Annotated in this window: 11 protein-coding genes; 3 read left to right on the top strand and 8 right to left on the bottom strand. The window is 57.2% G+C overall.

Features of this window, described 5'->3' with window-relative positions; translation table 11 throughout:
• Positions 1-78: 78 nt before the first annotated feature.
• A complete protein-coding gene (locus tag NAC44_RS06290; RefSeq protein ID WP_250939109.1) occupies positions 79-864 on the bottom strand; it encodes an SDR family oxidoreductase in 786 nt (261 codons plus the stop codon).
• A 143-nt stretch (positions 865-1,007) separates the two neighbouring features.
• Between NAC44_RS06290 and recQ the strand changes: the two genes are divergently transcribed.
• The 3 genes from recQ to NAC44_RS06305 all read left to right on the top strand — a co-directional run bounded on the left by recQ (position 1,008) and on the right by NAC44_RS06305 (position 6,300).
• Positions 1,008-2,864 (top strand): DNA helicase RecQ, encoded by a 1,857-nt coding sequence (gene recQ, locus NAC44_RS06295; RefSeq protein WP_250939111.1) that lies wholly within the window; start codon positions 1,008-1,010, stop codon positions 2,862-2,864.
• 179 nt (positions 2,865-3,043) lie between these two features.
• Positions 3,044-4,705 carry an electron transfer flavoprotein-ubiquinone oxidoreductase gene (locus NAC44_RS06300; RefSeq protein WP_250939112.1) on the top strand — a complete coding sequence of 554 codons (1,662 nt, stop codon included), beginning with the start codon at positions 3,044-3,046 and terminating at the stop codon, positions 4,703-4,705.
• A gap of 491 nt (positions 4,706-5,196) precedes the next feature.
• Positions 5,197-6,300 (top strand): branched-chain amino acid aminotransferase, encoded by a 1,104-nt coding sequence (locus NAC44_RS06305; RefSeq protein WP_250939114.1) that lies wholly within the window; start codon positions 5,197-5,199, stop codon positions 6,298-6,300.
• Positions 6,301-6,588: 288 nt separating this feature from the next.
• On the opposite strand, the gene NAC44_RS06310 is transcribed toward NAC44_RS06305, so the two are convergent.
• From NAC44_RS06310 to NAC44_RS06340, 7 genes are all read right to left on the bottom strand, one after another.
• Complete coding sequence (locus NAC44_RS06310; protein ID WP_250939116.1) at positions 6,589-7,221, bottom strand: tyrosine-type recombinase/integrase; 633 nt, start codon at positions 7,219-7,221, stop codon at positions 6,589-6,591.
• A gap of 146 nt (positions 7,222-7,367) precedes the next feature.
• Entirely contained in the window at positions 7,368-7,595 is a 228-nt protein-coding gene (locus NAC44_RS06315) for a hypothetical protein (protein ID WP_250939119.1), read from the bottom strand.
• Between the two features lie 29 nt (positions 7,596-7,624).
• Positions 7,625-8,944, bottom strand: coding sequence for a glycoside hydrolase family 130 protein (locus NAC44_RS06320; protein WP_250939121.1), 1,320 nt, complete (start codon positions 8,942-8,944; stop codon positions 7,625-7,627).
• 49 nt (positions 8,945-8,993) lie between these two features.
• Entirely contained in the window at positions 8,994-11,267 is a 2,274-nt protein-coding gene (locus NAC44_RS06325; RefSeq protein WP_250939123.1) for a glycosyltransferase family 4 protein, read from the bottom strand.
• A 319-nt stretch (positions 11,268-11,586) separates the two neighbouring features.
• Entirely contained in the window at positions 11,587-12,399 is an 813-nt protein-coding gene (locus tag NAC44_RS06330; RefSeq protein ID WP_250939125.1) for a transglutaminase-like domain-containing protein, read from the bottom strand.
• 10 nt (positions 12,400-12,409) lie between these two features.
• Positions 12,410-12,685, bottom strand: coding sequence for a DUF1488 family protein (locus NAC44_RS06335; protein ID WP_250939136.1), 276 nt, complete (start codon positions 12,683-12,685; stop codon positions 12,410-12,412).
• Positions 12,686-12,687: 2 nt separating this feature from the next.
• Complete coding sequence (locus NAC44_RS06340; protein WP_250939138.1) at positions 12,688-13,011, bottom strand: hypothetical protein; 324 nt, start codon at positions 13,009-13,011, stop codon at positions 12,688-12,690.
• Positions 13,012-13,031: the final 20 nt, after the last annotated feature.

A 13,031-nucleotide genomic window follows, 5' to 3' on the forward strand; every position in this document is an offset into this window, starting at 1 on the left:
TTTCCGTGGCGTACGCAAAGTCTTTGGCTCGGTCTTTTCTGCCTGTCCGACAGAGTTCCCAATTGCCTTTTCAAACTGTTACAAGGATTTTGCCGCTCCACCATCGATGCGCAGCATGGTGCCGGTGATATAGGATGCCGGAACCGATGAGAGGAAGGCGGCGGCGGCGGCAAATTCTTCCACCGTGCCCAGACGGCCTGCGGGGATAGTCTTGATCGAGGCGGCGCGCACCTCTTCCAGAGATTTGCCGAGCCGATTGGCATTGGCGCCGTCCAGTTCGTCGATCCGGTCGGTGTGGATGCGGCCTGGCAGGATGAGATTGGCGGTAATGCCATAAGACGCGATTTCTGAAGACAGCGTCTTGTTCCAGCCGACCAGCGCGCCGCGCAGCGTGTTGGAAAGCGCCAGATTGGCAATGGGTTCGATCACGCCGGAGGAGGCGACGGTGACGATCCGCCCGAAGCCCTGCGCCTTCATCAGTGGCAATAGAGCATTGGTCAGGGTGATCACCCTGACCACCATGGACTGGAAGAAGGTATAGAGCTTGTCGGCATCCATCGCCTCAGCCATGCCCGGTGTGGGGCCGCCGGTATTGTTGACGAGAATATCGATACCGCCCAGTTTGTCCTGCACGGCCTTCAGCATCTGATCGACGAAATGGGCATCGGCCAGATCGGCGACGACATAATCCGCCTTGCCGCCGGAGGCGACGATCTCGGCGCAATTGGCTTTCAGCCGGTCTTCAGTGCGTCCGCAGATCAGCACATGGCATCCTTCCGCCGCAAGCGCTTTGGCAATGCCGAGACCCAACCCGCGCGAGGCGGCCAGAACGAGGGCGCGTTTGTGGGAAATGCCGAAATCCATGGGATGGTCCTTGTTTGCAATGTCGTTTTGGGATGCAGGATGGACAATCTTGCTCTATGGCTGAAGGCAAAACTGCAATCCGCACGGCTGATATGGGCTGCCGCACCATGAAGTGAAGGCCCGCGCCAGATGGACATCATGAGATGAGAACGAACAAGAACGCAACCGCTATCCTGTTTGGCAAAGGCGATATCCCTGATCCGCTCGATGTTTTGAAAACCGTTTATGGCTATCCGGCCTTTCGTGGCAAGCAGGAGGCGGTTGTCCGGCGCGTCATTGCCGGCGGGGATGCGGTGGTACTTTTTCCGACGGGGGCGGGAAAATCGCTTTGTTATCAGATCCCCGCGCTTTGCCGCGACGGTGTGGGCATTGTGGTTTCGCCGCTGATTGCCCTGATGCGCGATCAGGTGGAGGCGCTGACCCAGCTTGGGGTCAGGGCGGCGGCGCTCAATTCCTCCCTGTCGCGTGAAGATTTTATCCAGTTGCGCAGCGATCTTGCCCGAGGCGAACTCGATCTCCTTTATGTCACGCCGGAACGGATTGCCGCGCCCGGCTTCAGGGATCTGATCGGCGCCACGAAAATTGCCCTGTTTGCCATTGATGAAGCCCATTGCGTTTCGCAATGGGGGCATGATTTCCGTCCGGAATATCGGGCGCTTGGCAAACTGGCGGAACTTTTTCCCGGCGTGCCGCGCATGGCGCTGACGGCGACCGCCGACCCACATACGCAAGAGGACATTATCGACGGGCTGGCGCTCACCGATGCGGAAGTCTTCACCACCTCTTTCGACCGGCCCAATATCGCCTATGAAATCGTTGAGCGCGACCAGCCGCGTCAACAGTTATTGCGCTTTCTCTCCCGTCATGAGGGCGAAAGCGGCATCGTCTATTGCCTGTCGCGGGCCAAGGTGGAAGATACGGCGGAATGGTTGAACCGGCAGGGCATCCGCGCGCTCGCCTATCATGCCGGCATGGAGCGCGAGACACGCGACGCCCATCAGGACGCCTTTTTGAAAGAGGAAAATCTCTGTCTCGTTGCCACCGTCGCGTTTGGCATGGGCATCGACAAGCCGAATGTGCGCTATGTCGCCCATCTCGACCTGCCGGGATCGGTCGAGGCCTATTATCAGGAAACCGGCCGTGCCGGGCGCGACGGCCTGCCGTCCGAAGCCTGGATGGCCTATGGCATGGCCGATGTCATTCAGCGTGGGCGGATGATCGACGAGGCAGGCTCGCCGCCCGAGGTGAAGCGCATCGAACGCGCCAAGCTCAATGCGCTCCTGGCGATCTGTGAAACGCCGGGCTGCCGCCGACAGGCGATCCTGGCCCATTTCGGTGAGGCCCATCCCGGCGGCTGTGGCCATTGCGACACCTGTCTGAAGCCGGTCGAGACCTGGGACGGCACGGAGGCGGCGATCAAGGCGCTGGCGGCCATTTATCGCACCGGCGAACGCTTCGGCGCGGGTCATCTCATCGACGTGCTGACGGGCAATGCCACCGAGCGGGTGAAAAGCTTCGGTCATGTCGATATGCCGGTCTTTGGCGCAGGCAAGGAGCTTGCCACCCGGACGTGGCAATCCGTTTATCGGCAGTTGCTTGCCGCTGGCCTGATCACGATCGATCATGCCGCCTATGGTGCCTTCAAGCTGGGAGAGGGCGCGCGCGCCGTGTTCAAACGCGAAAGGGAGGTGCGCTTTCGTCTCGACAGGCCGACCAAGGGCAAGGCCGTACGCGTGGCATCCGCTGCCGCACAGGCGCGAAAGGATGGGCTGGCCGATGAAGACAGAGCTCTGTTCGAGGCGCTACGCAGCCTGCGCCTCACCATCGCCAAGGATCTGTCGGTTGCGCCTTACGTGATTTTCCACGACACGACCCTGATCGCCTTTGCCACGGAAAGGCCGATGCACGAATCCGACATGCTCGCCATTTCCGGTGTCGGGCGCTCGAAAATGGAGCGTTATGGCGAGGCGTTTCTGGATGTGATCCGGGAGCATAGCTGAGACAATCAGGCGTGAACGGTATGCATCAATGAGATTGACGTTCACGTAAACGGAAGATATTCTCGTCTCTCATGGGAGAACTCGTAAAATTATGGCCATTTCCTGTCGTTTACCGGCTCGACAAGCATTTGCGCTTTTGCAAAGAGGGAACAGGAACGCGCTGAGACGGAGTTGAGGCAATGAGCGAGATGGAACTGCCCCCGCGGGAGGCGATGGAATTTGATGTGGTGATCGTGGGAGCCGGGCCTGCGGGCCTCTCGGCGGCGATCCGGCTGAAGCAGGTTAATCCCGAGCTTTCCGTCGTGGTGCTGGAAAAGGGCGCCGAGGTTGGCGCGCATATTCTCTCCGGCGCGGTGATGGACCCGATCGGTGTTGACCGGCTGATTCCCGGCTGGCGTGAGGAGGCGGATCATCCCTTCAAGACACCGGTGACGGCGGATCATTTTCTGTTTCTCGGCCCGGCGGGCTCGGTTCGCCTGCCCAATGCGCTGATGCCGCCCTTGATGAACAATCACGGCAATTACATTGTCTCGCTCGGCAATGTCTGTCGCTGGCTGGCTGGCCATGCCGAGGCGCTGGGCGTGGAAATCTATCCCGGTTTTGCCGCATCCGAAGTGCTTTACAACGAAGCGGGCGCGGTGATCGGCGTCGCCACCGGCGATATGGGCATCGAAAAAAACGGTGAGCCGGGGCCGAATTTCACCCGCGGCATGGAGCTTCTCGGCAAATATGTGCTGATCGGCGAGGGCGTGCGCGGCTCGCTCGCCAAGCAGTTGATTGCAAAATTCGATCTGTCCCGTGACAGCGATGTGCAAAAATTCGGCATTGGCATCAAGGAATTGTGGCAGGTCAAGCCGGAACATCACAGGCCCGGTCTGGTGCAGCATTCCTTCGGCTGGCCGCTGGGCATGAAAACCGGCGGCGGTTCCTTCCTCTACCATCTGGAGGATAATCAGGTGGCGGTCGGTTTTGTCGTCCACCTGAATTACAAGAACCCCTATCTCTATCCTTTCGAGGAATTCCAGCGTTTCAAGACGCATCCGGCCATTCGCGGCACCTTTGAGGGCGCGAAGCGCATTTCCTATGGTGCCCGCGCCATCACCGAAGGCGGCTATCAGTCGGTGCCGAAACTGTCCTTCCCCGGCGGGGCGCTGATTGGCTGTTCGGCCGGCTTCGTCAATGTGCCGCGCATCAAGGGCAGCCATAATGCGGTTCTCTCCGGCATGATGGCGGCGGAAAAGATTGCCGAGGCGATTGCCGCCGGTCGCGCCAATGACGAGCCGGTGGAGATCGAAAACGCCTGGCGCGACAGCGATATCGGTCATGACCTGAAAAAGGTGCGCAACGTCAAGCCGCTCTGGTCGCGTTTCGGCACGGCGATTGGCGTGGCGCTGGGCGGGCTGGACATGTGGACCAACCAGCTCTTCGGCTTTTCCGTTTTCGGCACGCTGAAGCATGGCAAGACCGATGCCGCCTCGCTGGAGCCTGCCTCGCAGCACAAGCCGATCGATTATCCCAAGCCCGACGGCGTGCTGACCTTCGACCGGCTGTCCTCGGTGTTTTTATCCAACACCAATCACGAGGAAGACCAGCCGGTGCATCTTCGGGTGAAGGATTTGGGCCTGCAAAAATCCTCCGAGCTTGAGGTCTTTGCCGGACCTTCCACGCGCTACTGTCCCGCCGGGGTCTATGAATGGGTGGAGAAGGATGGCGAAAAAACCTTCGTCATCAACGCGCAGAACTGTGTGCACTGCAAGACCTGCGACATCAAGGACCCGAACCAGAACATCACCTGGGTGCCGCCACAAGGAGGCGAAGGACCGGTTTATCCGAACATGTAATGTTTGGATAAGGCGGTCCGCCCGGACCTCCGTCCTCAAAGAAGCTGGCGAAGGACCGGTTTATCCGAACATGTAATGTTTGGATAAGGCGGTCCGCCCGGACCTCCGTTTCTCAAAAATGCAGGCGAAGGACCGGTTTATCCGAACATGTAATGTTCGGGTAAAGCGGTCCGTCCGGACCTACGCCTGCCAAAAAACTGGCGAAGGCTAACCCATCCTACGTCACCCTCGGGCTTGACCCGAGGGTCTGCTGCCGACGGCCAGATCCTTATCTGTCATGGGTGTCGCCACCATCGCAGATGCCCCGCAAAAGGCCGAGCATGGCGTGCGGAAACATCTTTGCCAGAAACCGTTCAGCCAATGACGGCAGATATTTTCTGAACCGTACCAAATTTCGCTTGAAAAGACTTGCGAAAGCGGGTGAGCCTCTATACGAGAAATCAATAGGTCAACATTGCTGACCTATTGACCATTTTGGAGGGGTCATTCACATGTCAGACGCGAGCGCGAAACCGGAATTCACCATCAAGCCCAATGCCAATCCCATGCCGGAGGCGGACCGCCTCGAAGCCTTCAAGGCGCTGGGCTTCGGCACGCTGTTTTCCGACCATATGGCGGTGATGCACTGGAATGTGGTGAAGGGCTGGCATTCGGGCGAGATTACCGCGCGCGGCCCCTTTGCCATTGATCCGGCGGCAGCGGTGCTGCATTACGCGCAGGAAATTTTCGAGGGCATGAAGGCCTATCGCACGCCCGATGGCCGCGTCGTGCTGTTTCGCCCGGAAGAAAATGCCCGCCGCTTCAACGAATCGGCCCGGCGCATGGCCATGCCGGAAATTCCCGAAGAGGTGTTCATGGAGGCCATCGACCGTCTGGTGACGATCGATGCCAAGTGGATACCGGAAGGCGAGGGCAGTCTTTATCTGCGCCCCTTCATGTTTGCCTCGGAAGCCTTTCTCGGCGTGCGCCCGGCGCGCGATTATATCTTCTGCGTCATCGCTTCGCCGGTCGGCCCCTATTTCAAGGGCGGCGCCAAGGCCGTGAAAATCTGGGTGTCGGAACATTATACCCGCGCAGCCCCCGGCGGCACCGGTGCAGCCAAATGCGGCGGCAATTATGCGGCAAGCCTGATCGCCCAGCAGGAAGCGGTCGAACATGGCTGCGATCAGGTGGCGTTTCTCGATGCTGCCGAACATAAGTGGCTGGAAGAACTGGGCGGCATGAATGTCTTCTTCGTCATGGAAGACGGCTCGCTCGTCACCCCGCCGCTCGGCGGCACCATCCTGCCCGGCATCACCCGCAATTCGCTGGTGACACTGCTGAAGGATCAGGGCATCACCGTGCATGAGCGCCCCTATTCCTTCGCCGAATGGCAGGCAGATGCAACAAGCGGCAGGCTGAAAGAAGCCTTCGCCTGCGGCACCGCCGCCGTCGTCGCCGGGATCGGCGAAGTCAAATTCTCAGGCGGCGGCTTTACCATCGGCAATGGCGAAACCGGCCCCACCACCTTAAAAATCCGCGAGCAGCTCGTCAGCATCCAGCGCGGCCAGACCAACGACCCGCACGGCTGGGTACGGCAGATCGCCGGGATTTGAGTACAGACAAAAGGCCGGGAGCGATCCAGGCCTTTTTCGTAAATACCGCACTTTTGCGCTAACTCCGCATTATCCTCGCGGTTGAGCAAGAATATTGACAGAAGAGGGGATGCTGTGGGCGATGTCGCAAGTGGGGATCACCACGTTGAATGGTGATTAGGGTTTGTCTTGTGGCTATGTATGGTTGAGTTCGTCTTTAGAGATGACTGTAATGGGGCCGGGAAGGGACTGTCCGCTTCTGACGGAAGAACCACAGAAGCGGACGAATATCATTGCCAAAGGACTAATTCAGATTTCGGTCCGCTCGGCAAGTTCCAAGGCATCCTCAATGTCGACGCCGAGATACCTCACTGTGTTCTCGATCTTGGTATGGCCAAGCAGGATCTGGATTGCTCGAAGGTTGCCGGTGGCCTTGTAGATTATGGCAGCCTTCGTTCGCCGTAGCGAATGCGTACCGTAATCTTCCCGACGAAGCCCGATCGCCGTCACCCACTCATCGACCAGCCGGGCGTACTGCCGCGTGCTGAGATGGTCAGTGTGGTCGACGCGACTGGGAAAGGCATAGTCATCGACTGTTCCTCCCCGTCGTTGAAGCCAGGCAAGCAAACTAGCTCTGATCTCGGTCGTGATTTCGAACTGCACGGGTCGTCCAGTCTTTTGCTGGACGACTATCGCGCGATTTCGAATTTCGTGGCCCGTGACGAGAGTGCCAATTTTTAGTTTTACAAGATCGCAGCCGCGAAGCTTGCTGTCGATAGCAAGATCAAAAAGCGCACGATCTCTCATTCTTCCTTCTTGATCGAGGAAGAAGCGGACCGCCCAGATCTGGCGCTGCTTCAAGGGCTTCTTGACGCCAACTAGCTTGCCTTCGTTCCAAGCTGGTCGACCCATTGCAACAGGATCATATTGTGAGATACCCATTTCAGTTCTCCTATGGCCACCATTGGCCGGAGGGAGAACGCGCACCATCTGGTTCTATGACGATGCAGACTTCAGACAGTCGCTGTTGGAGGAGCATGGATACGATGCGGATATCAAGCCCTGTCCTAAATGTCGAGCAAGCCGCGCTAGGGTATTTGATGCTCCACGCCAAGACGAGCTTTGATGGAAGCCCCCATTTCCTCAACGAGACCCAACGCGGAACGAAGGGCAGACGTTTCGTTCGAAGCGATTGCTCCCTCGTCCTTGATCGCAACCGGCAATTCCATCCTGATGTCATTGCCTATGAAGCGAACGCTGAATAGCAACTGGCCTCCGTACCGCTCCTCAACTTTTGCCAACTCTACATGTGTCATAATCACCCTCCTACGCTGGTATTGACTGTTCAAGTGCTTTGAGATGTCCCGGAAACCGGTGTCATAGCTTCAAGGAGAGCATTGATGCTGATGGTGGCGAAGTTGGAATACGAGTCCGAAATTGCATAGGGCAGAACGATGATATCCCCGTGTCGCATCGCTCCGCAGGTATAGACGACATTGGGAACGTAACCTTCGCGTTCGTGCGGCTCCGGCCTTATCAGGGGCGTGACGGACCTGGCGAGCACCTTGGACGGATCATGTTTGTCCAATAAAGTGGCCCCGATTGAATAGCGTCGCACGGGACCAACACCGTGGGTCAGCAACAGCCAGCCCTGATCCAGTTCGATGGGCGAGCCGCAGTTTCCGATCTGGACAAATTCCCACGGATATTCTGGAGCCATCAAAATGCTCCCGCCATCCCATGTATAGAGATCATCGGAATAGATCAGATAGAGATTCTCGTTGTCCTGACGCGCGACCATGGCGTATTTGCCACCGATTTTCCTTGGGAACAGCGCCATCCCCTTGTTGCGCGAAGCACTGCCGCGAAGCGGCGTTAGACGGAAGTTTTCAAAGTCGGCTGTCTCGAGCAATTCGGAGCGGATCGCCAACCCGTTATAGGCCGTGTACGTTGCGTAATATGTCTTCTTTCCGTCATCTTCGAAAAGCGTGAACCGGGCATCTTCGATTCCGTTGGATTGCGCCGGCGTGACGGGGAAGATCACGCGTTCGCTCAACTGGGATTTGGCGTTGAATGCCAAATCAAGCGCCTCATCGTCCGTTGAAGGCGAACTGGACGCCTCAGGCATCGACGCAAGACGGGCGGGTGGGTCGATCGCGACCGAGCCGTCTGCCAGAATTTCTCCGGATCTGAATGTTAGGGAAGATATATGCCCTTCTCCCACAGCGCGTAAACTGAGGACGAAGCGTAGACCGCCGGGGGCGGTCCCGATCTGGTCCGGATGCGGCACGATGCTCGGATTGAACAAGGCCGCCGCTTCAAAAGTGTATTCGCTCATGAAATAAGCGCCGATAAGCTGGCGCTGCTTGCGGCTAAATGCCGGATGCCCCGCGAAGACTTCTTCCATGGCATCGGCGCGCATCTCGAACGTTCTCAACAGATTGCGATGCCGCCCGTCAAAATTCTCCAGAGTGTCTGAAAGCAGGGCCCCGGTCTCATGTTCGTCAAGCCCCTGAACGCGCGCAACGATATGGTTGGCCCTGGATTTATCGGTCGGCATGAGATCACGCGGCTCGGTCGCGGGCTTGAACGGGCGAACGATGACGCGCGAAGGGTCGGGGCGCAAATGAAACGCTTGGCGATTCAGGAATGTGGAATGGGACAAGTTAGCCTCTGGCATTGTTGCAATGAAATGATCCACACATCGCTTCTGCCTACGCAAGCTGGCGAAGGGGTTGCGGTCGGTCGCTGCTAAGTCGGGAAAGCTGGCGTATTTCGACGCTGCTCAAGAGGTGGCAAATGACGGACTCGCCACCCTGATTTTCATTGGCCCTGTCGACATGCAATCCGTCCCGGCATCCGCCGGTTTCCTCATCGATCAGAGGTGTTGAAAGATCGTTTTTTCCGCCGAACCACCCATAGGCAAGCAATGCGGCTGCCTTCCAGGTTTCGTCACCGGTTACGCGCCAGGCGGCAAGGCAGGCGGAAATCATCGCAGTCGCTTCGACCGGCTGCTGATCGAAGGGACGAGGGTCGTGACCGACGTCGAAAAAACCATCTGTCCCGACCGGACGAAAATAGCCACCGGGGGCGATCTGCTTGCTCATGAGCCATGCAAGGGACCGCAATCCAGCGTCCATAAATCGCGGCGTTTCTGTATCGACACCGGTCAGAAGCAAGGCTTGCGGCAACCGTCCATTGTCATAGGAAAGACCGCCTTCGAACCAAACCCAATCCTTCTTTTCCGTTTGCTCGAGCAAGGACAGCAACCGCCCGGCGAGCATCAGACGAAAGTCGGCGGCAATATGGTCTTCGGCGTTCGAGGCGCAATAGCGGTCAAGACCGAGCAGGGTAAAGGCCCACGCGCGTGGGGAAGTGAACGTGGCAACTATTTCGAAGGCTCTCGAAAAAAGGGCCGACGCCCAGCGCCGCCTGGACGGATCCTTGTCACTCGCCGCACAGACGCCAAGCGCCCAAAGCGTTCTCCCATGGCTATCTTCAGATCCCTCTTCTTCCAGCCAATTGCGGCTGAAGCTCATGAAGTTGCGAAACCGGGAGACCTCGGGATTCCATGCGTGCTGGATGAAGGCAGCGAAATTGGAACTCGTCGTTTCCGGGATCGCCCTTTCTCCTGCATCGAAGAGATCGCATGCAAGGATCAACGCCCGGGCATTGTCATCGACACAATAACCATGAGAGCGGTCCGGGACGGAGTAGACGGCATGCTGATAGATGCCGGTGCCGTCGCACATCAAATGAAAATGACCAAAATTGAGCGGAGGATTGGTCAAGGTCTGCTGACCGACGGGCTTCTTGACTGGCGCGACCAGTTTTAGCGAGGAGACACGCAACGCTGCACCGAAAGCTTTCATGTATTTCTCGGCCGTCTTGCCCCAGGTCATCGAGCGACTACATTCGTAAGCACGCCGCTCCATTGCCGCTCTGCGGGGCGCGTCGCCTAGCAGCTCTGCTATTGCGTTCCCGGTCGCGCCAGGATCATTGAAGGGAACGAGCAGGCCCCGACCATCGGCAAGCAACTCACGCGCATGCCAGTAAGGCGTGGATACAACCGCCTTGCCGAGGCCAAAACTATAAGCAAGTGTTCCGGACGTCATTTGCTCTTCATCAAGGTACGGCGTGACGTAAACGTCGCTCATCGAGATGAAATCCAACAATTTGGGCAGGTCGACAAACTGATCGAGGAAGATGACTTCCTTTTCAACTCCAAGGTCGAGGGCGCGAGCCTGAAGCTTTTCGCGATATGCTTCACCCTGCTCGCGAACGAGGTTTGGATGCGTGGCACCAAGCACCACATAAATGGCGTCGGGGCAGGCCCGAAGGACTTCGGGCATTGCATCGATCATTACCTCGATGCCCTTGTTCGGAGAGAGCAGCCCGAAGGTCAGGATAACAGTCTTTCCCACGAATCCGAGTTTTGTTTTCGCCGGGCCGGTCTCGCAGTAAGGCACGCCAGGAATGCCATGAGCGATCACATCGATTTTGGTGGCCGGAACGCCGTAGACGCTTTGCAGCAGCGCGCGTCCCTTGTCCGCCATGACGATGACCCTCGTGGACGCAGCGACAACCTCCAGGAGAACAGACTTCTGGATCGAGCTCGGTTCAGCCAATACCGTGTGCAATGTCGTAACGACCGGCATCTTCAGACGCGAAACAAGTGCCATGATGTTGCGGCCCGCAACGCCCCCGAAGATGCCAAATTCATGTTGCAGCGAAACGATATCGTATCCACCGGCATTCAGCAGATCGGCGGCGGCCACATATTCGGCAGTCGTGTCTTCGTGGATTTCCGCGATGACTTTCGGAGGGTACGGATAGACCTTGTCGCCATCGGTCATAGCAACAATCCCCACCTCAACCTCGTCAAATGATACCGATATTGCATCACTCACATCGCTGGTGAATGTCGCGATCCCGCAATGCCTGGGAAGCGAGTTGCCGACAAATGCCAGTTTTCTGCATGTCGCCATTTCAGTCGTTCCTTCGTGAAAAGCCGAACAGCAAAGGATCTGCGCAATTGCGCTTCGCCCCCCACGGCCATTCCATCAGGCCTTTGGGTCGCTGATAAAAAATTCCGGGAAGGTGTTTTGCGTGTAGATGGCTTGATATTTTAAATAATTACGCTCTCAAAGAACGTCATAATATATATACATCATCAGCTCACTCGAATTAAGGCGATTTGAAACTTTATTTGCATAAATTTTATTTTCTTTTTTACAGTTTCAATTCGAAGTATTTTCTGAAAGATACTGAACATCCGCAGACAGTATTATCGATCGAATTCCTGATCTATACGGCTTCGGGCACTTCGTAAGTCCATACCCGAAATGCCTTCAGAATATGCGGGCCGAATGAATTGATCAGCGGGACGTCGGCGGCGTCGCGGCCGCGCGCCACAACGATCCGGCCAATCCGAGGCGTATTGTTGCGAGGATCGAACGTTCGCCACGCACCAGCGAGATAAACCTCGATCCATGCGCTGAAGTCCATCGGATCGACAACAGGCACCCCAATATCGCCCAGGTGGCCGTTTATGTAGCGTGCAGGAATATTGAGGCAGCGGCAGAACGTCACTGCCAGATGGGCGAAGTCGCGACAAACGCCGATGCGCTCCTGGTAGGTCTCGAAGGCCGTTCGAGTGGACCGCGCTTGCATGTAGTCGAAAAGAACGTGGCTGTGGACAAAATCGCAGATTGCCTGCACCCGGCTCCATCCCGGACTGATATGACCGAACGTGTCCCATGCGATCTGGCTGAGGCGGTCAGTTTCACAATAGCGGCTGCCGGTGAGGTAAACGAGGCAATCGTCCGGCAAATCCGGAACCGCCATTTCTTGCGCGAATGGCAGTACCTGGTCGGGCTTGCCATCGTCCCAGATCGTTGCATCCCCCCAAATCGTGAGGTCGCCTGCCGGAGCCACGAGCCGCCGGCATAGGTTGCCGAAAAGGTCATGGTAGGTTGATGTCGGAACGATGGGATTTGTAAAAACCGTTTCAGGGACTCGAAGATCTGCAAACGAGTCCGGATGGACTGAAAGCAGGCAGACCAGAGCAGTCGGCTGCTGACAGGTCAGCGTGATCTCATATCCGCAGCGTATCAACATTTGTAATCGCTCACCGAAAATCCGTCGCGGTCAACGTGACGATGTTGCGGCGGCCCTTCGAGTAGACTCGACTTGCCACATCATAGATGGCCTTTCGGTAAGTATCGAATGCTGAAAGGAAACTCGCCTCCGCCGACCATGCCTGTGAGGATTTTTTATCCAAACCCGCAATTGCATCCAATTCAACGAAGAAGCGGATTTCAAACATTCCATCATGTCCGGCGAAGCGCACAGCTTTTCGTGTCTCGTCGTAGCTGCGGCTGGCATTCGGGAAGGAAAGCGTCATGATCATAGCTCCTTTGGAGGATCTCGTTCCGGATCAGACGGCCTTAAGAGTCGTCCTTCCTGATGAGCGATATTGTGTAGATTAAGGGAGAGCATACCATGCGTGGCGGAGGCCTTGTTCAGCCCGGTCAGGTGTTGCCCGTCTATGATGGCGGGAGCACCACTGTACACATGATAGACCGTCCATGACCGGTCCAATTCAATACGGCGTCCGAATTGGTTTTCGTCCGTGCTGGGACCGGGAGCGCCGCCTTCGTTTTCCCAAACGCTGATCGCGGCACTCCGCAGCTTGCGTATAATCACAATGTTATCGGCGGTCATGGTCATCCATTCCTTTGTCCGGCGAC

The organism is Allorhizobium sonneratiae, assembly GCF_023700755.1.
GTDB lineage: Bacteria > Pseudomonadota > Alphaproteobacteria > Rhizobiales > Rhizobiaceae > Allorhizobium > Allorhizobium sonneratiae.